The sequence below is a fragment of the Candidatus Cardinium hertigii genome (genome assembly GCF_003788695.1).
The window spans coordinates 146,937-173,295 of record NZ_RARA01000026.1 but is presented as its reverse complement, the minus strand read 5'-3'; the positions used below and the strand labels follow the sequence as shown (position 1 = coordinate 173,295).

The following is a 26,359-nucleotide window of genomic DNA, read 5'->3' as shown; positions in this document are numbered from 1 at the left end:
TTAGCTTGTTTTTTAGAGTTTTTTGTATTTAGCTTTATTATAAGCACAACCAGGTTGTAGGCAATTGCCCTATACAAAACAGTTATATTAATACTTTTATATTTTATAATAACTATTTTTACAGGATCTATTCCAGTGGTTCTAAGAGGAAAATAAAGCAATAAAATTTGTTTATGTGACTAGATCTTATTTTCTACGTATTGCTACTTTGGTGCTATTAATGATTAGTGATATATCTATTCTATTGCAAGCGACTGAATATACTTATTACTACCATTCTGATAGCCATGTTAGTTATTACTATACCCCTGAGACCCACTGCTGGATATTTCCGAAAAGTTGCGTAAAAAAAAGCGATCAAGTCTCAGCCTATACAAAAGTTAGCAAACGACTTTTTAATAAAGATGCCTTCTGGCTTTTCACAAAGCCTAGCTCTAAAAAAGAAGAGGATCAAGCATTAGCGATTGTTAAATACCAGGCGGCAGATCAAATTGTTTTTGATGCAAAAAAAAACATACTCTCTTTACATGGGGCTAGCGTGCTTGATTACGATAAAATGAAGCTTGAAGCGCATGCGGTTGCTTTGGATGTAAATGCACACACGATCCATTCAAAAGGCAAAAAAGATCTGCATAATAAACCCATAGAGAACCCTATTTTTACCTATAAGGATATAAAAAAAGATAAATATGGTAAGGATGGTGCTGAAAAAACCAGAATTTTTTTTATGGAAGAAATTCATTACAACATTGACACAAAACGGGCTTTGGCTTATAAATTACTTACCAAACAAGAAGATGCTATTATAAAAAGTGAACAAGTTAAAAAAGAGGATGAAGAAACATTTTATGCTAAAGATGTGTACTTTACGACTTGCACACTAGAGCGTCCCCATTTTTACCTACGAACTAAACGAAGTAAACTGGTTCAGGATAAACAAATTACTACTGGTCCTTTTTATTTTTCCTTTGATGATGTACCCACTCCATTAGGCTGCTTTTTTGGAGTTTTATTTCTGGAAGGCAAACGTAAACATGGTATAATTCCACCATCAGAAATTACGGAAAGTAGTGATGAGGATGGAGGAAAAGGCTTTTGCATTCGTAATATTGGATATTATATAAATTTCAACGATTACGCAGATAATTCTTTTTTACTTAGCCTTTATACCAATCTAGATATAGAATTTGAGAATAAATTTCGTTACAAAAAAAAATATCTATGTCAGGGAAACATTGATTATGCACAAAATCATTCAGGAGAAGAAAAAAATTGGTCTTTGGCCTGGAAACACATACCGAAAACACGTGGCAACAGAAGCCTACGTGTAGAGGCACGTATCCATAGTAAAGGCTATAAAAAAAGATTTGATGATGAAGGTGAACATAAAAAAAAATCAAGCACAGAGGAAAGTGAATCGACTGGAAGTTTAGCTTATACAGACAAACTAGTAGGCCTACCTTATACACTAAGTGCAAACTTAGATTATAAAATCAATCATAACTCCAATTTTAAGCATTTCACCTTACCAAAAGGAGTATTAAGTGCTACTTGGCATCCTTTTAAAGGAGATAAATCTGAGAGTGGATTCAAGGCATGGTTCCATAACATTAAATTACAACACAATATTGATTTTGAAAATCATTTTCAAAATTTGAAAAAAGAACCTCGCCTTAGTGAAAAAGTTAACGAAGAAGACTCCAAAGCGCTTACAAAGGTTAAATGGAATGAATACAGAGAATATGGTATAAATCATACGCTACCTCTTAACACAACTGGTAAGCTGTTTAAATACTTTAACTTAACGCCCAACTTCACTTATAAGGAAACATGGTACTGGAAAAGGCTAGACTGGAAAAAAAGGGTTTTTAAGAGAAAAGAGTCAGAACCTATGCAGATATCAGGATTCAATCGTGTCTGGAGTTATAATTTTGGCGGATCATTGCATACAACCCTATACCACTTCCAATACTTTAGCAAAGAACAATTCATGCAAGGACTTCGGATTACAACCACGCCAACGATGACTTTTACCTATACCCCGGATTTCTCTAAAGAAAAATATCATTATTTCGAAGAAACAATAAACGATAAAGGGGAAAAAAAAGCAGAATATAAGTTTGAAAATTTTAAACCAGCGCATAGTTTAATGACACGCGCTCAATCTGTTTTAGCGTTTAAGCTAGAAAATAAGGTTCATTTAAAGGTAAAAAAGGAAATAGATTCGAATACAAAAAAAAAGCAAAAGGCTAGTCGTAAAATTGTTTTGATAAAAAATATAGATTTTTCTACAAAATACGATTTTGAGGAAAAAAAACGTCCTTTAGATGATATTAATATATACATTGCTAGCGAAACAGAAATGCTTAAAATAGGCCCAGTTGGAGCCACCGCTGGATTTGGTTTAACTACAACATTTGACCCCTATCACCCCATAGCATCAAAAGAAAATGATAAGCATACAACAGAAAAAGAATCGTTTGATTTTGATTTTGCATGGAACCATGGTGGATATTTAGGAAAATTGATAAAAAGAAAGCTCAAAATAAATATGAAATTACAATCCACAACAGAGGAGAAGCATAAAAAAAAAGCATTATTAAGTGATGATAGTGAATTGGATAAAATTGATGAAAAGGACAAAAAGACAGATTTCGACAATAGCTGGTCCTTTGGTTGCGACTTTGGTATGGATATTACAAGAAAAAGATTATATGAAAAAGATGAAATAGATGAAAATGCATATACAAAAGACAAATATAGAGAAGGAGATGTTAGATATCGTCACAATTACGTAAACTTAGAGGTGGAATTTACATTATTAAAAAAATGGAAATTTAGTCTAGATACCTCTTATGATTTTGATACGCGTAAGCTGAAAGAAGATGATACAAAATTTACAATTGCACGAGATTTACATTGTTGGCTACTTAGTTATAAATGTTATCCATTAAAAGAGAAGCGTAAATATGAATTTTCTTTAGGTGCAAAAGCAAATATTTTAAAAAAATTGAAGCTACCGAGAAAAAGAGAATTTCTGAAATTAAAATAATGGATACTGTATTTTTTTTCAAGTCATAATTTTTGCAATTATAATTTTTTTTTGTATAAACTGGAACCCCTTAACGTGAGTGGTAAGCTTGTAAGCAATAGGAGATGTTTTATTTTATTAATCCAGATTGTATATATGGTCAGGTGGCTGTTAACCCCACATTCACGTTAATTTATACATATTCATTTTATTATGTCGCGTTATACTTTTTTTAGATACCTTAAGCTACAATACTTTTTTATTGCGTTTATATGGCATGCTGGACAATCAACTGCACAAGCTCAGGAAAAAAAGAAAAATACACCAGCTGAAAGTAATCAAAAGTCGTTACAGAATAAAGCAACAACTTCCAATTTAGAAACGAGTGAATATTCTATTAATGAACAGCATATAGAATATGTACATACTATTTTTAAGCGTATGGAAGAAATGAGAGGTAAGCCCACGTGTCCCCCTTCAACAGATCCAGATTATGTTGGTATCCATTTTATAACGATGCTATGTAATTCTAGGGGGGCTAACGCTAACTCTAAAACAAAACTCCACAATAATTTTATAAAAACTATAAGGGAAAACCAAGATGGTATAGCCGTTCTAGCCTATTTATTTAAAGATAAAAAATCCCCTTTGCGTACTTTTTTTCAGAGCACATTATACAGGTCTGGTAAACAAGCAGCTACTAATCTACTAGCATTGGCTAAAGAGTTGTATACAATCCAGCGGAATGAATCAAATAGCGTAAATGAAACAAGTAGTATTACATTTGTTAAAACAAGCAAATTAGAGGCATTGAGAAAAAACCAACATGCTATAGCCTCAAGAAATATTTCTAGTATATTAGCTAATTCAGGTGCGCAGAGTGTTGATCAATTTAAAGCATTATTTGATCTATTTTTTGAAGAAGATGCAGTAGGTGATTATATTTTATCAGCAAAATTGAAAGTTTTTTTGGATAATAATGTGGCGTTTGAGTGTATCTCCAGTATATTGAATGGTTCAGGCAAAAGTGCCGCTAAGGCTTTTGAGGACTTATTTGAGGCACTATTTGAGAAAGAAAATGGAGAAGAAAATGGAGCATATGTGCCTAGTAAGCGGCTAAAGGCCTTTAATGACCATGGTGTAAAGCTAGCAAATGTTTCCAGTATATTACATAGTGCAGGAAATAGCGCTGCTAAGGCTTTTGAGGAGTTGTTTGATACACTATTTGAGAAAGAAAATAGAGAAAAAAATGGGGCATATGTACCTGGTAAGCGGCTAAAGGCCTTTAATGACCATGGTGTAAAGCTAGCAAATATTTCCAGTATATTAGGTGGTGCAGGAAACAGTGCTGCTAAAGCTTTTAAGGAGTTATTTAATGCATTATTTGAGAAAGAAAATAGAGAAAAAAATGGGGCATATGCGCCTGGTAAGCGGCTAAAGGCCTTTAATGACCATGGAATAAAGCTAGCAAATATTTCCAGTATATTAAGTGGTTCAGGCCGCAGTGCTACTAAAGCTTTTGAGGAGTTGTTTGCAAAGTTATTTGAGTGGAAAGATGGAGCATATGTGCCTACTGCTGAACTAAAGGTTTTTAAGGAAAATGGCGTAAAGCTAGCAAATATTTCCAATATATTAAGTGGTTCAGGCAGCAGTGCTGCTAAGGCTTTTGAGGAGTTGTTTGCAAAGTTATTTGAGTGGAAAGATGGAGCATATGTGCCTACTGCTGAACTAAAGGCTTTTAAGGAAAATGGCGTAAGGATAATAAATATTTCCAATATATTAAGTAGTTCAGGCCGCAGTGCTGCTAAGGCTTTTGGCACATTGTTTAAATTATTCTTTACTTTGGAAGGCAATCGTTATGTTAAAACAAATAACCTAACAAATTTAGAAAAAAAAGATATACATCTAGTGCAGCTTATTACGCTCTTATCTGGGGCAGCTACTCAAATAGAAGAAAGATTTAATAATGTATATAAGCTATTAACAGATCCTACACTTCAAGCAAATTTACAAAATGCCTTCGCGCTTTATGATAAAGCCCAGCAAGGTATAGAAGCCACTGTTGAGAAAGATGAGTTGCTGATGGGCCAACAAGCCAAGGCTATTATAGAAAAGTTTTTAGCCCAGCCCGCTACCCTTACAAAGGGGAAATTGTACTATTGGGATAGCAATAATGAAACACCAACCTATAAACTCTCCCCTTATCATTATCAAAAAGAATTTAAAGAATTCTATGAGAATGTATATAAAAAAGATAAAAAGTACTATAGATCAGATTTGTTAAAAGTACGTGGTATAACGAAGCTAGACAGTGGGCCTGAGGCGTTAGTAGGGCAAGAGGGTGTTTTTGCAACGAAACCCATTCTGCCCAATACTATATTGGGTATCTATACAGGCATATTATTATCCTTAGATGAAGATGAAAGAAAAATAAGCCTAGATTTGCAGTCCGAAATAGAATGTCTTCAAAAGCAGCGGTGTGGTGGTTTTAATAAGCTAGATTCCTATGCCTTTAATATTGACTTAGGTTCTGATGTGTTGTGTTTAAGTGGTTACTGTAGAGGTAATGCTTTGCTTAAGATTAATGCGTCCACTACACATGGCCTCCTTAATCAGGAGACACGTCTAGCCAATGTATCCGTATCCCAAGTGCGTTACAATAATGGTGTTCCTTTTATTGTTTTTTATACGGATAAACTTATTGAAAAAGACGCACAATTATTATTTGATTATGGTCGCGACTACTGGGAAGAAAATAAAAGCAATTATTGCGATCTTGCTACCCATGATGCGCCCATCTATAGCCAATATATGGACTTAAACAAAAAGCCATTGGCTTTACCTTTTATAAAATTTCTGAAGTATAATTATCGGGATGTGTATAAAAAATTAATACAAACCAGTGATAATATCTTTGAAGTGCATGATAACGTATTAACCGATGCAGATAGAGTAGTAACAGCTATAACTATAGATAACAGTGGTTTAAATAGTTCTGTTACGGAACCAATACCAAAAGTAAAAAAAGGAAAAAAAGGAAAAAAAAGAAAATTAAACGAAACAGTTGCTAATCCAGCAGCTAAACAAAACAAGAAAGACGTTGAATCTAAACAGAAAGATAAGGGTAATGTAGGCGTACGTCAGGAGCAGGTCTTTCTAAAGTATCCGTTCAGTGGAGTGGCCTAAGCCTCTATAATCGTATCCGTTCACACAATGGCGTCAACTTAAGGTTTAGCTGTTATTGATAACCAAGTAGAATAGGAGGGTAGGCTAATCATGAATTGCCTTAAGTTGACGCCATTGACCGTTCACATGCACGTAACGTATCCGTTCAGTGATGTGGCCTATGCGTATCCGTGCTCGTACCAATTAGAAATAGTACAATAATGTAAGATTATAAAAAACGCGCCTTGAACAAAGCTGTGATTAGAAAATTTTAGTTTGAAAGCTGGTAGAAAATCAACCTGTTTGAGCCCAAGGCTGCAAGCCTGGGCGAGTTTTGATTTTCAGCTTTCAGGCTGAAATTTTCAATAGCTTTGTTCACCAGCGCTTGATTTTTTTTGGCTACTTTTTTTGATCAAGCAAAAAAAGTAGCTTTAATCTATAAAATATGGCTGCCACGCAAGTGAACGGACAATGGCGTCAACTTAAGGTTTGTATCCGTTCAGTGGAGTGGCTTAAATCGGCGAAAGTATAATGCGGCCAAACCTTACATTATTGATGGCAGTAACGATAGGTGTTTTGAAGAGAATACTATCTAATATGTTCCCTAATAAATTTTACTAAATCATCTAAAGCTGGTTCACAATCACTCAATATTTTTACCTTACCACCACTACATTCATATAACCCAGGACTTATTGGTATAATTTGTTTAAAATGAATAAGGTCTTTATAAATATATCCCTCTATATTATTCTGCTCAGGCATCTTCATATAAACTTTATCTTTAAATAACTCGGTTTCAGTAAGGTCATGAAAACTATTCCCTCTGCACAATTGGTTACGTAAGGGAACCATATTATCATGTAATTCCTCCTCCTTCCCGGTAACCAACTTTGTATAAGCCTTCTCTAAATTTTTTATCGTCTGATCATGTGTATCATTAAAATTTTTTTCGCTGAATAATTTTTTAAAATCATTCTGATAACCAGCAATAAGTAAACAAGGAATACCATTAGCTCCTGCTCGTAGGAAACTAGACACCTTTTTAATAGATTCACTACCAGGAAGTAAATCAGTCCCTCCACTGGCGAACCCAGGGATAATTTTTAACAGAGAATAACCCCAACTCCTACCCCTAATACTTAGTTGCGTAGAAAATGCAGAATCACCTTCAAGCAATTTTATTCCATCGCTTGCCTCAGATATGAATTCAGATCCCTTATCTACATTGTTTAACAAGGGGTATCCATTTAAAGGAGCTCCTACAGGAACTAACGCACAAATATTAAGCTCATTTTTATAATTTTTCGCTAATTCAAAAGCCAGCACACCTCCTGCTCCATGGCCTATGATCGCCAATGGAAAAGTTTCAGGGTTTTTATAAAATTTCTTCATTTCAACTTTAATATAATTAAATACATCACTCGCTTGATTCGTTATGGAACGCGTAGGTAAAGATTGTATCGAGGAATTATGATTGGGCTGAATAATGAACATTTCTCTTCCGAATTTATAAGAAATCTTTTCTGCAAGCGCTTGATCTGGACCTACCGCTAAATCATGTAAGAGCAATACAGCAAATGTAGGTTCTTCTTGCATGAAGATAGACGTACTTGCTTTTTGCTGTTCTAATATTTCTCCTTGCTTTTCTGGTTTAGGCATACGCATGTGAACGGTCTGCTGCGTGCAACCAACTAGCATACTTATTTTGGCTAATGCCACTAAAACTAACGAAATGTATTTTTTTGTGCTAAATATGAACATATCCTTTACTTTAAATTTTTTACAATGTAATTAAGTATTAATAAAAATGTAATTAAGTATAATAAATTTTACAACCTATTGTAATTGTAGGATAGCAAAAATATATGGAGTATACAAAAAAATTGGCAAAAAAATGGAACTAATTACAATACTTGTAGGCTAGCTTTTTTTCCCTCCGTTTGCTTATGTGCAAAACCTTGACGCATGGCTTCTACATCTACACATTGAGGCCGTTGCAATAGACAATTAAACTTAGTCATCAATATTCGACTTTCCCCTCATTGAGAAAATGGTTAACTTAACTTGAGTATTTAGAGTTTATTTTTTTACTTATAAATTGCTTGAATAATCTCTTCTTCACAAAAATAATGCTTAACGCCCTTTATTTCTTGATAATTTTCATGACCTTTCCCAGCTATTAAAATCACATCATTGGCATTAGCTAACAAACACGCCATTTTAAGTGCCATAGTCCTGTCTATAATATGAAGTACTTTTTGGCGTGCTGCTACAGGTACACCTAGTTGCATCGAATTGATAATTTCCTGTGGATCTTCATCCCTTGGATTATCGCTGGTAAATATAGCCATATCACTATTATCAGCTAATATTTTTCCAATCATAACCCTTTTCTGTTTATCACGGTTACCCCCACAGCCCATAACGGTTAAGAGTCTACTGTTAGTAGTAGGACGCATAGCATATAACGTAGCCATTACCTTTTCAAGCGCATCGGGTGTATGGGCATAATCTATAATAACGTGTTGTTTTTTTCCATGATATACTTTGTTCATCCTTCCTAAAGCGGGTGGAATGGCAGATAGTGCTACTAAGCTTTTCTGGCTATTCAATCCTAATAACTGTGATGCACCATAAGCCGCTACTAGATTGCTTGCATTAAATGCCCCTATTAATTGAAACCAAATCTGTTGTTGCTCTATTTCCAATTCTAAGCCATCTAAGGTATTGGTAACTATTTTTGCCCTAAAATTAGCTGGATCACAGATAGAAAAGGTAAACTTTTTTGCCTTACAATTCTGAAGCATAACAGAACTATTTTTATCTTCCTGATTCACAAGTGCAAAAGCTGTTGTAGGCAATGTATCAAAGAGTTTTTTTTTAGCTTTAATATAATGCAAGAAATCAATATGATAATCCAAATGTTCATGGCTGATATTGGTAAAAATAGCGCCTAGAAGGTCCACGCCAGCTAATCTATTTTGAACAATTCCATGAGAACTTGCTTCTATAAAACAATATTGACAACCTGCTTCTACCATTAGGTGCAAAAAAGCCTGTAATTGCAGCGCATCTGGAGTGGTATGGCTAGGGGAATAATTTTGATCTAAAATTTTATTGCATATGGTAGAAACCATACCCGCTTTATAACCCATTTGCTTAACCATGTTATACAATAGGTGCACCATCGTCGTTTTACCATTTGTACCTGTAACAGCTACTACTTTTAATTTTTTACTGGGATGGTCATAAAAGTTTGCAGCCATAATCCCTAAGGCCTTATCCGTAGCATCCACAACTATATAGGTTACATCCGCTTGTATGGGTTCAACCAATTCCTCACACACAATAGCGCTACTACCTGCTGCTATAGCCTCTGATACGTAATTATGACCATCTACTTGCGTACCCACTATTGCAACAAAACAGGAATGGGCTACTGCCTGTCGGCTATCAAAACAAAGGGTAGTTATGGGAATATCTATTGGACCTAATAATTTTTTAATAGAGAGGCCTCTTAAAAGGACCTGAAGCATTTTCATAGTTTTTGTAATGTAATAATAATCTGTCGATCAGCCGGTATAGATTTATAAGGAGGAAGTGATTGCTTACATACATGGCCATGGATGGTTCCCTCTATGGCAACGGTTAGGCCACTACTTTCTAACAAAAAGAGTGCATCCCGCAATTTCATATGCAATACATTAGGCACCTCTTTTGGAGCTGGCAGCTTAAGTGCTTGAAAATGGTTTTTAGCAGGGCTAAGGGTAAGGTTTGCCCACATTTCTGCTCCATTTAGCTGGCCGGGTATAGGGAGTTGAAGCCATTGGTATAAAAAACTTAATTCATCGGTCTTACCAGTATTGGATAGATTTACTGCATTAGCATTAGATGGTGCAGGCACTACCTCATTTATTATCTTTCTTCCTTGTAGATCTTTCCCAGCTATTCTATCTACAATATCTTTAAAGATAGGTGCTGGGACCTCTGCACCAAATCGAAATTGTTCGCCTTGCGGGCTGTCTACCACAATAATACAGCTATAGCGCGGATGATCTGCTGGGAAATAACCGGCAAATGAAGTAAGATGATTATCTGTATATTTTCCATTTACCAGTTTTTCTGCTGTACCTGTTTTTCCAGCTATTTTATAAAAACTATGTTTAATACATCGTGCTGAACCCCGTTCTACGGTTCCTTCTAATAGGTTTTGAAGTTTATGCAAAGTTTTGTCTGAACAAATCTTTTCCTTTAAAACAATAGTGGGAAATGTTTGTACAATACCATTGGCTGATTTTATATTTCGTATAAACATCGGTTTAACCATTTTACCATTATTAGCTACTGCATTGTAAAGCACCAATGCCTGAAGGGGGGTTATTTGCAGATTGTAGCCAATAGAAAGCCATGGAAGCGTAACTAAATTCCACATTTTATTTTTGGGAGTAATCATATAAGGTTTCCCTTCCCCCGCCAGTTCAATGCCCAATGGCTTGTGCATATGTAATTGTTCGATATAGTCAATAAATTTTTGAGGATTGGCACCAAATGTTTGTTGAATAATCATAGCAGTACCTACATTAGAGGATTTTTCAAATAATTCTTGCAATGTAATCAATCCATGGCCTCCTTTTTTTACATCACACATCCATCTATCATAGAACTTAACTTTTCCATTTCCCGTATCGATAGTTTCGGTGAGCGGCAAATCTGTTTCCTCCAGAAAGGCCAGCATCGAGACCAGTTTAAAAATAGAACCTGGCTCTACAGTACCTTGGTTTCCCACTGCATAGTTATACGTTTCTGCATATTTTCCCGATTGTGTACGCGTCAAGTTAGCCATTGCTTTAATAGCTCCCGTAGAGACTTCCATTACAATAGCACAGCCATTTTGAGCAGTAGTTTTTTCAAGTACAGCTAGTAAACTACTTTGGGCTACATCTTGTAAATTGATATCGATGGTGGTTTCTAAATCATAACCATGAATGGGACGTACCATAGCACTTTCTTCCACCTGCTTCCAATTACCCCCTACTACTTTTTGATACAGTGCCTGTCCATCTATCCCTTTTAGTTCGTTATTAAAAGCATATTCTAAACCAGATCCATGCGTTACCCTATGGATGCCAATGACACGCTTAGCTAAATCTTGAAAAGGATAATACCGTTTGTATTGTTCCTCAAAAATTACACCACCTTTGAATTTACCTTGCTTAAAAATAGGCCATTGAAGCATTTTTTTCTTTTCTTCGTACGTAATATATCGTTTATGTATCCGTATATATTTTTGTTTTTTGTTACGAGCATGCGTAATCCGTTTTCGGTAAAGTTCGGGGGAAGCATCTCCATAGAAATCAGATAGCTTTTGACTGAGTAACGCTATGCCTGCTTGAAAGGATGCTTCTGAAACTATGGTAGGGTCCAAAGCAACGGTATAAAAAGGAAGAGACGTCGCTAATAAAGCTCCATTATCAGCATAAATATTTCCCCTAGATGCTAAAATAGGTTTATATGCCAATTGTGCAATTTTAGCACGGTTACGCCATTTATCCCCTTCTAAAAATTGCAGGTTAGCTATTTTCCCTATAATGGCAAGCATAAAAAGTACAATAGCAAGTAAGATTATTCTAGCACGTAATAAAATTTCCTTAGTAAATAGCACTTTTCTATAAGTTTATACCTACGAATGTATGTTTGTGATTTTTATCTGTGGATCTGTGGATTTTTTAATTTTAATTCTATAAGGGGGCACTTTGCTCTCATAAATTCCCAAAAGAGCAGCCCGTTTAGCCACTTCTGATTGTTTACTACTAAATATATAACTAGACTGCCACCTCATATATTTTACGCGTAATCCATCTACTACCGGTTGTAATTGATTTATTTGATGGAGTACTTTTTCATGGTAATGGGCATTCCAAATATAAAGCAACCCCAAAAAAAAGAGATATAGTAAGCGATAAAGATAGTAGGTAGACAGCTTTTCTAGAAATGCATTATTCAGACATAATATTTTTTCTAACCGGCCAAATAAAGTTATTTTTTTAATGGGTTTATATATATTTTCTCTCATTTTTATCCAGTTTTTATATAATGGTTTTTCAAATGGATGCAACCCTTTCTCGGTAAAAAGACAGAGTTGGGATTTTCCACAAATCTTTCCACAAATAGCTTGTTTTTTTATCTCCTGATGCGATTTACTAAAAAAAATAGAGGGATCCAATAGAAATAACAACCGTTAGACTAGGGATATACACAAAGTTATTAAGCATGCAATTATACACCTTTTTTCCACAGCTTCTACTATACGCATGGGTTTATGTAAATATATAAACTGATATTCAGATTATTAGCTAATAAATAAGCAGAAAAATGTATACTTATATATTCCACAAGTTATTCTTAACTTATGTTTTCCACAAATCCACAAGGTAATAAAAATTAAATATTCTTCTATTTAATAAATTATGATTATTAAGTAAGGGGTTAAAAGGTGTGGACAAGTAAAATCATTAGAAGCATTAGAAGCATTAGAAGCATTAGAAGAAAAACGTTATGAATATTTTTTTTTCTAAAAGTATAACATTGCTTACAGGCCTAGATAAAGCACAACTACTTAAGGATGAACTGGGGATAAGTACTTACGAGGACCTTTTAAAACATTATCCATTTCGCTATGAAGACAGAAGCAAGCGGTCCACTATTGCAGCACTGCACCCTACTATTTCTGGTGCACATGGTGTACAATTAGAAGGATATATTAAAAAATTACAAAAGATAGAAAAAGGTAAAAAAAGGCTCATAGCACTTTTTGAAGACGAAACAGGACAAATAGAACTCATATGGTTTCAAAATTTTTCTTGGGTTATAAAAAAAATACAACCCCATTTACGCTATCGCATTTGGGGCAAACCTATTTTCCTATCGTCTGGTTATAACCAACTGGTTCATCCAGAAATAACCGCCGTTATTAGCCATCAACATAAGAAGCCTTGCCAACTTCCCTTATACCATAGTACAGAAAGACTAAGAAAAAACCAACTAGATGCTAAAGCTATTTTTACTTGGCAAAAAAAATTATTGGATCAAGTGGGTGGAGATATAAAAGAAACCCTTCCCGCTTATCTGTTGACACATTATAAATTAATTTCCTTGCAAGAGGCTTTTAAAAATATTCATTTACCAAGTAGCCAACAGATGTTAAAACAAGCCCAGCGGCGGCTCAAATTTGAAGAATTATTTTATATTCAGCTTAAATTTCTCAAAATAAAGCAGCGGCGTATGGAAAAGCAAGCCAGTAAAGCGTTTCAGGATTTAGCTCTATTACATACATTTTATCACAATCATTTACCCTTTAATTTAACCAATGGTCAGAAAAAAAGCATTAGGGATATATATCGTGATCTAGCTTCTGGCAAGCAGATGAACAGGCTCTTACAAGGTGAGGTGGGAAGTGGTAAAACAATTGTTGCTTTTATAGCTATGTTAATAGTAATGGGTAGTCAGGGTCAAGTAGCTATTATGGCCCCTACTGAAATTTTGGCTAAACAACATTACGAACGTTTTTATATTTTTGCACAACAGTTACATTTGAATATTGCCCTTCTTACAGGAAATACCAAAAAGAAAGAAAAAGAGCATATTTTATACAGACTCCAAGCAGGTATATTACATATTATAGTAGGTACCCATGCTTTGCTTAGTGAAGGCGTAATTTTTAAGGAACTAGGCTTTTTTGTGATAGATGAACAACATCGTTTTGGTGTAGCACAACGTGCTGGTCTTTTAACTAAAAATAAAGATTATGCACCACATATACTGATTATGACAGCTACTCCTATTCCCAGAACGTTAGCAATGACTTTTTATGGCGAATTAGATCTTTCTACTATTTATGAGTTGCCAGCAGGAAGAAAACCTATTAAAACACAACATTATTACGAAAATTCTCGATTAAAAGTTTTTCAGCTTTTAAGAGCGCAATTGGCACTAGGTAGGCAGATATATATGGTTTATCCGCTTATTGAAGCATCTGCTGTATTGGATTATCAAAACCTTTTGGCAGGCTATGAAAGTGTGGTTAGGGCTTTTCCGGATATTCCCGTTGGAATAGTACATGGTAAAATGGATAGTATGGCTAGAGATATAGAAATGAAACGTTTCCTAAAAAATGAAACGCATATATTAGTGGCCACAACCGTTATAGAGGTGGGGGTAAATGTACCCAATGCGACTGTTATGGTTATAGAGAGCGCTGAGCGGTTTGGGCTCTCCCAACTGCATCAATTGAGGGGAAGGGTGGGACGTGGTGGCGAACAGTCCTATTGTATGTTGATGACGGACTATCGTTTAAACAAAGCAGGCAAGGCGCGGATTGAAACGATGATTAAAACCAATAATGGCTTTGAAATAGCAGAGCTAGATTTAAAACTTCGTGGCCCAGGAGATTTAATGGGTTTGCAACAGAGTGGTATTTTAAATTTAAAAATAGCTGATCTATCAACAGATGTTAATATTTTAGAGGCAGCACGTAAGTCAGCCAAAAATATTATTCAACAAGATCCAGATTTTCAACATCCCCTTAATTTGCCAATTTGCCAGGAATATGCTAGATTAATTGCCAAAATAGGTAGTTGGGATATGATCGGATAAACATCTTTTTTGCTGAATTATACTATATTAAATCATTAATAATACATATTTAGAGCTGATGACCTTATATAAAAAATTTTTAGAAAAGTTTAGCTACATTCAGCTGCTACGTCAGGTAGAGAAGCTTTTACATTGGGATCAAAATACATATATGCCTTCGGGTGCGGTTGAGATACGGGCCAAGCAACTTGCTTATATTGCTGGCTTGGCACATGCAGAAGCAACTAGTAGCGCGTACCGAGAGGCATTAGAACAAATGGTTGATATTAATACAGGAAAACTTAGGGTAGAAGAGGAAGGATTGACCTTAATCGAGAAAGCCAATCTAAAGGAATGGACCAAAGACTTTAGGCGGATGATTAAGTTGCCTCAAAGTTTTGTTAAAACATATTATACGGTTACAACTACCGCAACGGAAGTATGGAAACAGGCTAGACAGTTATCTAATTTTGCGTTATTTAGTCCGTGGTTGCAAAAAGTTGTAGAGCTTAATCGAGAACAAGCAAGCTTGCTGGGTTACGTGGAGAGTCCTTATGATGCTTTGATTGATTTATATGAACCAGGTGTAACAGCCTCTGTTTTATCTACCCTTTTTAGCGATTTAACTGGTTTTTTGTCTGCTATTGTAAAAAAAACCAATGGCAAAGGGAGTCCTTATAGGGCATACTTTAACCATGCTTTTGTGCAAGAAGATCAAATGAAATTTAATTATTTACTATTGGAAACCATGGGTATTGGTAATGAAAATAGTAGATTGGATGGTTCTGCTCATCCTTTTTGTACCGGGATTCACCCTTCTGATGTAAGGTTAACCACTAACTTTGATAATGGATTATTGGAGAATATTTTTGCTGTTTTACATGAGGGTGGCCATGCACTTTATGAATTGGGTCTTCCTAAAGAAGAGTGGGCTACGCCTGCTGGTCAATCCGCTTCTATGGGGTTGCATGAAAGTCAATCTAGATGGTGGGAAGTAATGGTTGGTAAGTCTTTGCCCTTTTGGAACTACATGTATCCTAAGTTTCAAGAAGCGTTTCCTCAGCTTAAGTCTTTGTCGCTTTCTAATTTTTACCAACACATAAACCATATTCAATCTTCTTATATCCGCATTTATGCTGATGAAGTAACTTATCCATTGCATATTATCCTCAGATTTGAACTGGAAAAACAATTGATAGAAGGAACCATTACTATATCAGATGTGCCAAATATATGGAATACTACAATGGAAGCATATTTGGGTATTATACCTAGAAACGACGCAGAAGGCTGCTTACAAGATATTCATTGGGCTTCTGGTTCTTTTGGTTACTTTCCAACTTATGCACTTGGAAATATCTATGCAGCGCAATATTTTAGCACTTTTGAACAGTCTTTTCCAGATTGGGAATCAAAAGTAGCTGCTGGATCATTTACTTTTATGAACAACTGGTTATGGGAACATATCCATCGGTTTGGTAGAATGTATAATGCGGAACAAAGTATAAAACGTGTTACAGGCCACTCCATATCTACACAATTCTATAAAGATTATATAACTAAAAAATATATAGATCTTATTAATCAGTGATAATAATGCCTCTAGTATATAGTGTGTAATTTCTAAAAATTAATGCTTTTTTCGAAAAAATTAATTCCGTTCACCTGTTTGCCCTATTATAGTAATATTATGGCCATGAGGCAGTAGTCAAGATTTTAAGAAGCAGCAAGGTTTGATGCAAATTTAAAGCTACTTTTTTTGCTTGATCACAAAAAGTAGCTAAAAAAAATCAAGCGCTGGGAACTAACCTGCTGAAAATTACTGTATAAAAGCGAAAAAGCAAAACTCGCCCAGGCCATAGGCCTAGGGCTTAAACAAGTTGCTTTTCTTATCGCTTCCATACAGTAATTTTCTAATCGCAGCTTAGTTCAAGGCGCATTTTTATCGTAAAGCGCATTGTTCAGAACTGGACTACGCTAAAAATTTGAATACATACGTTCCTCATTATAAGCCTTCCTTTGTAAGGAGCTGTAAAAATTTGGATCATATTATATTTTTCCATAATATTGCAATACGCTTTCAGAAATGTTTTAACATGGATGCTGAGTGAGCGTGAGTAAAGTATCCATCAAAAGCGTTATTCCCCTAGTGCTAGGCTGTAAAACGTGTAATAGGGGTGTATAGGCTAGAAATGGTAGCGAATATAATACTAAAGCAGTAGTCAGTAGTAAGCATAAGCATAGATTGCACCCTATGGCTAAATCTCACCACTTATTACTGTTTTACTGTCAACCTTTTACCTTAAAATAGTATAAAAAAATGAAAAATACAATTCAAACATTTATATCCTTTGTATTTTCTACGCTAGCATTAGCTGGATGCAGTAAAACAGAAAATAAGATGATAAAAACAAACCAACAGTCTCTATCTCGTAAAAGAGCAGTGAGCCAAATAGCAATAAGCCAAAGTAATACGGCAGAATCAAGTAAAAATAAAAGGTCGCCTTTTAGCAGAATAACGAATACGCAAAAAGCAGCGAACTGCCTGATTGAGGATAGGCATGTGCCACAATCATTGAATAACGTAACGACTCTTAAAAAGACTGCTTTGATGCAACTATGGAGTTCATACTGGGAACACCACGCAAACTATCAAAAAAGTACAAGAGTATTAGCTAATCTCCAGAATGATCTGGATAAAATCCAACAACAAAAGGTTGATATAGATAATAAGCGTATACAAAGCGAGAGAGCACTCGAAAGGGCACAACAGTCCCTTCAACATACCACTACACAAGAAAATCAAGCATTGGCACTATATGAACAACAAAAGAAACAATGTATAGAAAAAAGTTTACAAGAGCTGGAAGCACGTACTAGTGTCGAGGAGCAAGGTAAGCAGTTTAAAGAAAAACTGGAGGAAATAAGAAATTTTGTTACAAATAAAATGGAGTATATAGCATCAGCATCAGCACTATCCAATTCGGTTACCCTACAAAAAGAATCGTGTCATGAAGCAATAAATAATATGAATGACATTCTATCAATCGAAAATCAGTTTAAAAAATATCTTGTAGAGCATAAGAAAAGTGAAGACACGCTCAAAAACGCAGGGGATCAGTTTAATGCCTACTTAGAAACATTAGGCGACAGAGAACAAGAGGTCAGGATAGCCCAAGAAGACGTAAGAAAGATGAAAAATACATGTACAAAACATGAAGGAACGTTAAATTCCATAAAAGAACGGATGAAGGAGATTGATAACTCATTACGTAATGAAGAAATACACAATAATAGTATAAAACCAGACTACGAACGAGACCGCAGTCTATTCAAGCGTTATATAAAGGATGAATTAGACTCATTCTCAGATAGTGATACGGAAAGCAGGTCTTCATACGAAGAAATAGCAATTAATTTATCAGACAGTGATGAAGAAGTATAATGTTAGCAAGAGCAAGTATATGGTAAAACGCAATAGTTACCTTTAAGCATGTTGTAAATTGCAATTAAAATTTTTCGGAAATATGCGTGAATAGATCAGCTTATTTATGTTCATGCACTTAATATAATATAACTCACGTTACACGAAACTTACTATAACAGATGAAGCATAAAATTCAAACAGCTATCTTTTTATTTTCTACATTAGCATTAGCTGGATGTAGTAAAGCAGCCAATACATTAGGCATGGACAACAAAAATAATGCTCCTAGTAAAGAGCTAGTATTAAGGCAATTTAATGCATACTACAGCCAAAAACTACAGTATAAAGAAGAAAAAGCAGCATGCGTTGATCTAAAAAGACAACTTGCAGTAAGCAAAAATAAATTAGCTGATGCAGAACAGGCGTATAAAGCAAGTAAATCAACCTTCAAAGAACTAACATTTACTAAGCAACAAGAAATAAAAAAATTAGAAATCATTGGTAATGCAATCAAAAAAAAATACCATAATGCAAATGTAAAGTCTCAGGTTATAGAGAAAAGGTACAATACGCAAAAAGCGGAATTAACTAATTGCCTTAAGAAGCAATTGAAAAAAATAGAAGAAGATAATCTAGAATCTGATTCGGATTCGGAGGAAATTTTAAATGAGCCGCATGCCTCCTTAGGAAGGAAAAATCTAAAGGGAATAGAACAAGAGCGTGAAGCACAAAAGCAAAGTATTTGTAAAATACAGGAACAGTTAAACGTAAATAGGTCAATGTTAATAACATTGAATTGCGAAATCCAGGCACGACCTAAGTCTAAGGAAAAGCAGCAGTGTAGTAAAACAAAGGAAGCATACAATGCTGCACAAAATCATTACAATACTCTAGTGCAACATTTTAAAAGGAGGCAAATGGCTATGCAATCGTATAAACAAGCTAAAGCTCAATACAAAAATACACTGCAAGAGATAGATAAAATCATTAATGAGGTCTAGGTCTATGCTTAAAAAGCAAAGCATATTTTACATTTTACGATAAAAAACATTAGTACATGCATACAACTACTCCTCATTACACAGAAGCCAATATCCGTTCTTTGGCCTGGCAGGAGCATCTTCGGTTGCGCCCGGGTATGTATATCGGAAAATTGGGTGATGGTAGTGCACCAGATGATGGCATTTATATACTTATTAAAGAGGTTATGGACAATAGTATAGATGAGTTTATAATGGGCCATGGCAAAAAAATTGAAATAAAAATAACTGATCATGAAGTTTCTGTTCGAGATTTTGGTAGAGGTATTCCATTAGGAAAAGTAATAGACTGTGTGGCTAAAATTAATACGGGAGGTAAATATGATGGCAAGGCTTTTCAAAAATCTGTAGGTTTAAATGGGGTGGGCATAAAAGCAGTTAATGCGCTTTCGGAATATTGTAGGGTGCAATCCTTTCGAGATGGTTTGACCAAGTCAACTACTTTTACTGCTGGTTTATTGATAGAAGAGGAGCCTATTACGGCTACCCATGAGCCAAATGGAACACATATTGTATTTAGGCCAGATCCTACTATTTTTAAGCAATTTGCTTTTGTTCCCCAATTTATAGAAGCACAAATAGCTAATTACACTTTTTTAAATACAGGCCTTGTTTTATTGCTAAATGGTAAAAAATATCATTCCAAAAATGGTCTTTTGGATTTGTTACAGGCTAGAACAGATAGTGAAGCCATTGCTTACCCCATCATTCATTTAAAAAAACAAGATATAGAACTATCTATAACGCATCATCGTAGCCTCTCCAGTGAAGTCTATTATACCTTTGTAAATGGACAGTGCACCTCTCAAGGAGGCGTACATTTACATGCATTTAAAGAAGCAATGGTAAAAATTATACGAGCGTTTTATAAAAAAGAATTTGAGGCAAGTGATATACGTGGGGGACTCGTAGCTGCACTGGCTATTAAGATGCAAGAACCTATTTTTGAATCCCAAACTAAAACAAAGCTTGGCTCACTACTGATAGGGCCTGAGGGGCCCAGCGTTCGTAGTTTTGTTATGGATTTTATCAAAAGCGAGCTAGATAATTTTTTACATAAAAACCCTACAGTAGCAGAAATTTTACATAAACGTATTCTGCAGTCTGAGCGCGAGCGCAAAGAAATAGCAGGTATCAAACGATTGGTACATGAAAAGACCAAAAAAGTTCATTTGCATAATAAGAAACTAAAGGATTGCCATGTCCATTATACTTCTAAACATCTCAATAGTGACAAAAGTACTATTTTTATTACAGAGGGTAATTCTGCAAGTGGTTCTATTACTAAATCTCGTAATGTTGAAACACAAGCCGTATTTTCTTTGCGCGGAAAACCTTTAAATTGTTTTGGGCAATCTAAAAAGTTAGTTTATGAAAATGAGGAACTTAATCTACTACAACATGCCTTAAATATTGCCAATGGATCTGATGGATTGCGTTACAATAAAATTGTAATGGCTACAGATGCTGATGTAGATGGCATGCATATAAGATTGCTTATATTGACCTATTTTTTACAGTTTTTTCCAGAATTGGTTCATAATGGCCATCTTTATATCCTGGAAACACCTCTTTTTAGGGTACGTAATAGAAAAATCACCCGTTATTGTTACAACGAACAAGAAAAAATAGCTGCTATACGATCACTTGGAACGCAAGTTGAAATTACCCGTTTTAAGGGACTAGGAGAGATATCTCCGGATGAGTTTGCCTATTTTATAGGAGAGCATATTCGATTGGTTCCCATAACTTTATCTACTCATATCGTTTTACAAGAATTATTGACCTTTTATATGGGTAAAAACACGCCGGAAAGGCGAGATTTTATCATTCATAACCTTAGAATAGAAGAAAGTATACACAGTATTTAATAAGGCTATGGAAGTAGACTATTTGCGTCTAACCCATCAGTACACTTCTATAGATTTCTTTGTTTTTTAATGCAATACCCGTTCCACGCACTACCGCTTGTAGCGGGTCTTCTGCAATGTGCACAGGAAGATTGGTGATGCTATGTAAACGTTTATCTAAACCGCGCAGTAAAGCCCCCCCACCTACCAAATGAATGCCATTTTTGTAAATATCAGAAGCTAATTCAGGAGGAGCCATTTCCAATGCCTTGAGGACGGCATTGTCAATTTTAGAAATTGATTCTTCTAAAGCAGTAGCTATTGCCCTATAGCTAACCGATATGATTTTAGGAATGCCCGTTAGTAGGTCTTTTCCATATACCGCATAGTCAGGCGGAGGATCATTTAAATCAGTCCAAACTGCCCCTATGGTTAGCTTAATTTGTTCGGCAGTACGTTCTCCAATAAGTAGGTTGTGCTGCTTCCGCATATGGTCTAATATATCCATATTAAAAGCATTTCCTGCTACTTTAATGGATTGATTACAGGCAATTCCGGCCAAAGATATAATGGCTATTTCCGTTGTTCCACCCCCAATATCGACAACCATACAGCCAACAGGATCTGCAATATTCACACCTATACCTATAGCAGCCGCAATAGGTTCATAAATCATATATACCTCTTTAGCCCCTGTATGCGCAGCGGAGTCCCGTACTGCCCTTTTTTCTACATCGGTTGTACCAGATGGTATACAGATAATAATGGTATTAAAAAATGGGGTAAAAAAACAGATCTTTTTTTTATGTAACATTTTGATCATACCTTGGATCATCAATTCTGCTGCATGGTAGTCTGCAATTACACCATCCTTAAGCGGTCTGATGGTCTTGATCGTATCATGTGTTTTTTCATGCATTTGCATAGCAACTTTTCCTACTGCTATCATCTTACTTGTATTCCGATCTATGGCAATAATAGAGGGCTCATCTACAACAATTTTGTCATTTTGTATGATTAAAGTATTCGCTGTGCCTAAATCAACAGCAATATCTCTATAAAAATAACTACGAAATCCCATTGGTATATTTAACAGATTGATACGTTGATGTTTGTTTTTTAAAAATTGAGCAATGAAAGCGCTAAACCGTCAAAACAAGCATAGGTATAGTGGGAGACCCAGTCTCCAATATTGTAATAATAGCTTGAATCATTTAACACTTTTATAATTGGCGCATGCATATGACCAAATATATAAAAGTCGTGATGCACAAAAGGCTCTATCTGTTCTTGACAGTACTTAAATATACGGTCCTTTTTTTCGAAAACCGAATTATTTCTAATAGGATTTTTTCTTAGGACAAATCGGTGTATTAGGCCATAAAGCCAATCAGCTGGAACGGTTCTTGCAAGAGATTGTAAAAAAGCACTATGATACCATCTATAGAATATAGCGTGATAGGGATTAGGGTTAAACGTATCGCCATGTCCAATTAAAAAAGATTGGTTACAAATAGTAATGGATTCGGGTTTTTTAAATAACTGTACACCACAAGCTTGTGTTAAATAATCTATACACCAGTAATCATGATTACCTAAAAAAAAATATACAGGGATTTGTGCTTTATGAAACTCCAAAAGTTTTACAAGCAATCGTATGGCACCCTTAGGAACAAGGAATTTATACTCAAACCAAAAGTCAAAGATATCTCCTAATAAAAATAGGGCGTGCGTTTTTGGTTTTATGTAGTCTAGCCAAGCCAATACCTTATCCTCCTGCTCAGTAGCGTTAGCTGAGCCGCTAAATTGAAGAGGTAGATGCAAATCCGATATAAAAAATATTTTCTTCTTCTTTTGCAATTCTGCTATTTGTATCAAATCTGTTTTTCTGTAACTATAATCTATATCTTATATTTATATCTGCTATTTTTATTTTAATTTTTTAATGGCACACTTGCTCTTTGGCTAGATTTTGCTGGCTATTTCAATAAACACAGGCATAGGGGATAATTTCTACGGCTTGTACCATAAGCTTTAGGGCAGATAGCAAAAACCTCCACCGTTATAGCTTTTGAAAGTAACTACACAATCGAGTTGCGTACCATGATAAAATTATTTTGGATGTTAACTTATTTTGTTTCTTAAAAAGATTTTCAATAAAAAGAATAAATAAAAGTATTAAATTTGCATTAGGAAAACAAATAAGCCCTTTGCATGATAACCTTACCCTTAATAACAGATGCGTACCGCGACTGCCAATTTACATAACCCAATCAATAATAACCAATCCAATACTTTTTTTAAAGCATTGATTGCCCATGCCCAGGCCTCTGGTTTTATATATCCCTCTAGTGAAATTTATGATGGCTTACAGGCTGTTTACGATTATGGTCCTTATGGTGTGGCATTAAAACGCAATGTGCAAAATTTTTGGTGGCAGAGTATGACCCAGTTAAACCAAAATATTGTGGGAATTGATACCGCAATTATGATGCACCCTACTACTTGGCAGGCTTCTGGCCATATAGATGGATTTACAGATCCAATGGTAGATAATAGGGATTCTCAAAAACGGTATCGGGTGGATCTGCTCCTAGAAGCGCACGCAGCACAATTGGTAGAGCAAAAAAAAGGTACACAAGCAAAAGCATTAATTGCAGAAATGGAAAGCTGTTTACAAACGGCTAATCTATCTGGGTTAGATCAACTGCTTCAATCTTTTGCTATTGTATGTCCACTTTCTAAAACAGCCAATTGGACGCCTGTACGTCAATTTAACTTAATGTTTTCTACGCAAGTGGGCGCTCAAAATGATGCGACAACTATTTACTTACGTCCTGAGACCGCACAAGGCATTTTTGTCAATTTTTTGAATGTACAAAAAACGGTACGGATGAAAATTCCTTTTGGCATTGCACAGATTGGTAAAGCATTTCGCAATGAAATTATAGCGCGCCAATTTACTTTTCGCATGCGTGAGTTTGAGCAAATGGAAATGCAGTTTTTTATTCAACCCGGAACGGAAAAAGAGTGGTTTGATTATTGGAAAGAAAATCGCCAGGCCTGGTATAATACGTTGGGTATTAGTAATGAAAAAATTAATATACATCCCCATAAACAATTGGCTCACTATGCTGCAGCTGCAGTTGACATCGAATATGCCTTCCCTTTCGGGTTTAAAGAAGTAGAAGGTATCCATTCTAGAACAGATTTTGACCTTAGCAACCATGAACAGTATGCTAAAAAGAAATTACAGTATTTTGACCCTGAGTGGAAGAAAAGCTATACGCCTTATGTTATAGAAACTTCGGCAGGTCTTGATCGTCTGGTATTAATGCTGCTTAGTAATGCTTTTATACAAGAAAAAGAGGGAAAGGAGGGGCATAAGGCCAGAACCTATTTAAAGCTTCCCTTTCCATTGGCACCTGTTAAAGCAGCGATTTTTCCATTGGTAAAAAAAGATGGGCTAGAAGCAAAAGCGCTCGAGCTGTTTGATCAGCTAAAATATGATTTTCCTCTTATGTATGAGGCCACTTCATCTATTGGCAAGCGTTATGCTCGGCAGGATCTTATAGGAACGCCTTATTGCATTACCGTTGATCATCAAACCTTAGAAGATGCAACGGTTACGATACGTGAACGAGATGATATGGTACAAAATCGCATGGCTATTGCTGATATAGTAAACTTTTTACATAGTACAACCAGTATAAAATCACTGTTGTTGCAACTGAGAAAGTAAGGCAATATTTGACTTATTTCTAAAATAGTAGTATAGTTGTAAACGACCTTATGTATCTTGGGGGATTAGCTCAGTTGGCTAGAGTGTCTCGATGGCATCGAGAAGGTCGGGGGTTCGAATCCCCCATTCTCCACCCGATAAAGCTTATATCTTGCGCTATGCTTACATTCATCTCCTTATTTTCTCTTTCACGATTATATAAGTCTTTTTGGCGTGATGGGTTTATAATGCTGTTATTCATTCCATTATTAATTTTTTCTTGTGTTGCAGTAGAAGAACCGCAAGGCGGCCCCCCTGATGAGACGCCTCCTAAGCTAGTGCATTCTTTTCCAGAAAATGAAGCAACAAATTTTAAGGGCAATAAGATACGCCTTATCTTTGATAAAGAAATTGCTGTAGATAATCCTTATAGTAAGCTACTGATCATACCTAAGCTAGATAAACCGGCAAAAAAACGGCCCTATAGCTATAAAATAAATGGAGAAACGTTAGTGATTAAACTTAATGCCCCTTTAAAAGCCAACACGACTTATTCTATGCATTTTAATGATATGGTTAAGGATACGCATGAGGGTACTAAAGCCATCAATACGGTGTTAACTTTTAGTACCGGTGCTTTCATAGACCCTATTACGGCTAAGGGAAAAATAAAAGAACTATTAACCAATAAGCCAGTAGGAGAAGTGAGCGTCTATCTGTATAATGCGGAACGAGATCCTAAAGAATGGCAGGAAAAGCAAAATACTAAAGAATGGCAAGAAAAAAGTGGTCCAGATTATTATACTACAACTGATAAACATGGGAATTTTGTTATAAATCATATACGATTGGGTAAGTATTATATACGTGCTACTACTGGAAAGAGCGATAAACATGAAATTGATTATGAAAAGGATAAATATGGATTTTTAAAGGACCCCATTGATTTAAATGATTCTAAAGAAGATATTGAATTGGGTCTTATAGAATCTGATGTACGTGATTTTAAGCACATAAAAAATGTTCCCCAACAGGGATTTTGTGAAATTGTCTTTAACAAGGCTATAGAAAAATATCAACTTGTAGCGCTCCAAACCTTAGGCATTAAGGGAAAACCGCAAATATATAGTTTACTTTCAGAAAAATCTCCTAAACTCATTTCTATTTTTAATACGTTTCATTTGTTAGAAGGAGAATCGCTTAAAGTTAAGGTAATTGCCGAAGACGCTTTGCATATGGTATTAGAAAAAGATATGGATATCAGTTTCAAGAGCGGTAAGTCAACGGCTGCGCAAGTAGGCTTACACCTGGGTCCGGAACGACGGTCGCTTCCCTCTGTGTTACCTGCTTTTAAAGAATCGATCTTGTTTCAGAAACCGATTAAAGAAGTAAAGAAAGAATTACTCTATTTTGAATGCAAAAACCAGAAAAAAATTGCGCTTAAGGAAGATGAGCTGGAGTGGAATGCAGATAGAAGCAAATTAACTATAA

The 26,359-nt window shown here is 35.4% G+C and carries 15 protein-coding genes and 1 tRNA gene; 10 read left to right on the top strand and 6 right to left on the bottom strand.

Annotated elements, in window-relative coordinates:
- Positions 1–175 precede the first annotated feature (175 nt).
- Positions 176–3,052, top strand: coding sequence for a putative LPS assembly protein LptD (locus EDM02_RS04550; RefSeq protein ID WP_123663436.1), 2,877 nt, complete (start codon positions 176–178; stop codon positions 3,050–3,052).
- Between the two features lie 192 nt (positions 3,053–3,244).
- Positions 3,245–6,217: an SET domain-containing protein-lysine N-methyltransferase gene (locus tag EDM02_RS04545; RefSeq protein ID WP_123663434.1), complete on the top strand. Its 2,973-nt coding sequence runs from the start codon at positions 3,245–3,247 to the stop codon at positions 6,215–6,217.
- 567 nt (positions 6,218–6,784) lie between these two features.
- On the opposite strand, the gene EDM02_RS04540 is transcribed toward EDM02_RS04545, so the two are convergent.
- From EDM02_RS04540 to EDM02_RS04525, 4 genes are all read right to left on the bottom strand, one after another.
- The gene (locus tag EDM02_RS04540) at positions 6,785–7,897 is read right to left on the bottom strand and encodes a hypothetical protein (RefSeq protein ID WP_123663432.1); all 1,113 of its coding nucleotides are present in this window, start codon (positions 7,895–7,897) and stop codon (positions 6,785–6,787) included.
- A gap of 389 nt (positions 7,898–8,286) precedes the next feature.
- Positions 8,287–9,741: a UDP-N-acetylmuramoyl-L-alanyl-D-glutamate--2,6-diaminopimelate ligase gene (locus EDM02_RS04535; protein ID WP_123663430.1), complete on the bottom strand. Its 1,455-nt coding sequence runs from the start codon at positions 9,739–9,741 to the stop codon at positions 8,287–8,289.
- Positions 9,738–11,861: a penicillin-binding protein gene (locus EDM02_RS04530; protein WP_123663428.1), complete on the bottom strand. Its 2,124-nt coding sequence runs from the start codon at positions 11,859–11,861 to the stop codon at positions 9,738–9,740. Before EDM02_RS04530 ends, EDM02_RS04535 begins: the two co-directional genes overlap by 4 nt.
- 18 nt (positions 11,862–11,879) lie before the next feature.
- Complete coding sequence (locus EDM02_RS04525) at positions 11,880–12,434, bottom strand: FtsL-like putative cell division protein (RefSeq protein ID WP_123663426.1); 555 nt, start codon at positions 12,432–12,434, stop codon at positions 11,880–11,882.
- A 320-nt stretch (positions 12,435–12,754) separates the two neighbouring features.
- Here EDM02_RS04525 and recG point away from each other — a divergent pair, with 320 nt between their 5' ends.
- The 5 genes from recG to EDM02_RS04500 all read left to right on the top strand — a co-directional run bounded on the left by recG (position 12,755) and on the right by EDM02_RS04500 (position 21,168).
- On the top strand, positions 12,755–14,851 hold the full coding sequence (recG, locus tag EDM02_RS04520) for an ATP-dependent DNA helicase RecG (protein ID WP_123663424.1): 2,097 nt from the start codon (positions 12,755–12,757) through the stop codon (positions 14,849–14,851).
- A 58-nt stretch (positions 14,852–14,909) separates the two neighbouring features.
- Positions 14,910–16,421, top strand: a complete 1,512-nt coding sequence (locus EDM02_RS04515) for a carboxypeptidase M32 (protein ID WP_123663422.1) — start codon at positions 14,910–14,912, stop codon at positions 16,419–16,421.
- A 729-nt stretch (positions 16,422–17,150) separates the two neighbouring features.
- A complete protein-coding gene (locus tag EDM02_RS04510) occupies positions 17,151–18,275 on the top strand; it encodes a hypothetical protein (RefSeq protein ID WP_123663420.1) in 1,125 nt (374 codons plus the stop codon).
- Positions 18,276–18,436: 161 nt separating this feature from the next.
- Positions 18,437–19,258, top strand: coding sequence for a hypothetical protein (locus tag EDM02_RS04505; protein ID WP_123663418.1), 822 nt, complete (start codon positions 18,437–18,439; stop codon positions 19,256–19,258).
- 56 nt (positions 19,259–19,314) lie between these two features.
- Positions 19,315–21,168, top strand: a complete 1,854-nt coding sequence (locus tag EDM02_RS04500; protein WP_123663416.1) for a DNA topoisomerase IV subunit B — start codon at positions 19,315–19,317, stop codon at positions 21,166–21,168.
- A 28-nt stretch (positions 21,169–21,196) separates the two neighbouring features.
- On the opposite strand, the gene mreB is transcribed toward EDM02_RS04500, so the two are convergent.
- Both mreB and EDM02_RS04490 read right to left on the bottom strand, forming a co-directional pair.
- Positions 21,197–22,228 (bottom strand): rod shape-determining protein, encoded by a 1,032-nt coding sequence (mreB, locus tag EDM02_RS04495; RefSeq protein WP_123663415.1) that lies wholly within the window; start codon positions 22,226–22,228, stop codon positions 21,197–21,199.
- Between the two features lie 38 nt (positions 22,229–22,266).
- Positions 22,267–23,025 (bottom strand): UDP-2,3-diacylglucosamine diphosphatase, encoded by a 759-nt coding sequence (locus EDM02_RS04490; protein ID WP_184891147.1) that lies wholly within the window; start codon positions 23,023–23,025, stop codon positions 22,267–22,269.
- Between the two features lie 361 nt (positions 23,026–23,386).
- Here EDM02_RS04490 and EDM02_RS04485 point away from each other — a divergent pair, with 361 nt between their 5' ends.
- The 3 genes from EDM02_RS04485 to EDM02_RS04475 form a co-directional block, all read left to right on the top strand.
- Positions 23,387–24,889, top strand: coding sequence for a glycine--tRNA ligase (locus EDM02_RS04485; protein WP_123663411.1), 1,503 nt, complete (start codon positions 23,387–23,389; stop codon positions 24,887–24,889).
- Between the two features lie 59 nt (positions 24,890–24,948).
- Positions 24,949–25,022: transfer RNA gene (locus EDM02_RS04480), tRNA-Ala, on the top strand.
- 25 nt (positions 25,023–25,047) lie between these two features.
- Positions 25,048–26,359, top strand: a 1,312-nt coding sequence (locus tag EDM02_RS04475; protein ID WP_221179607.1) for an Ig-like domain-containing protein, incomplete at its 3' end; no start/stop codon positions are given.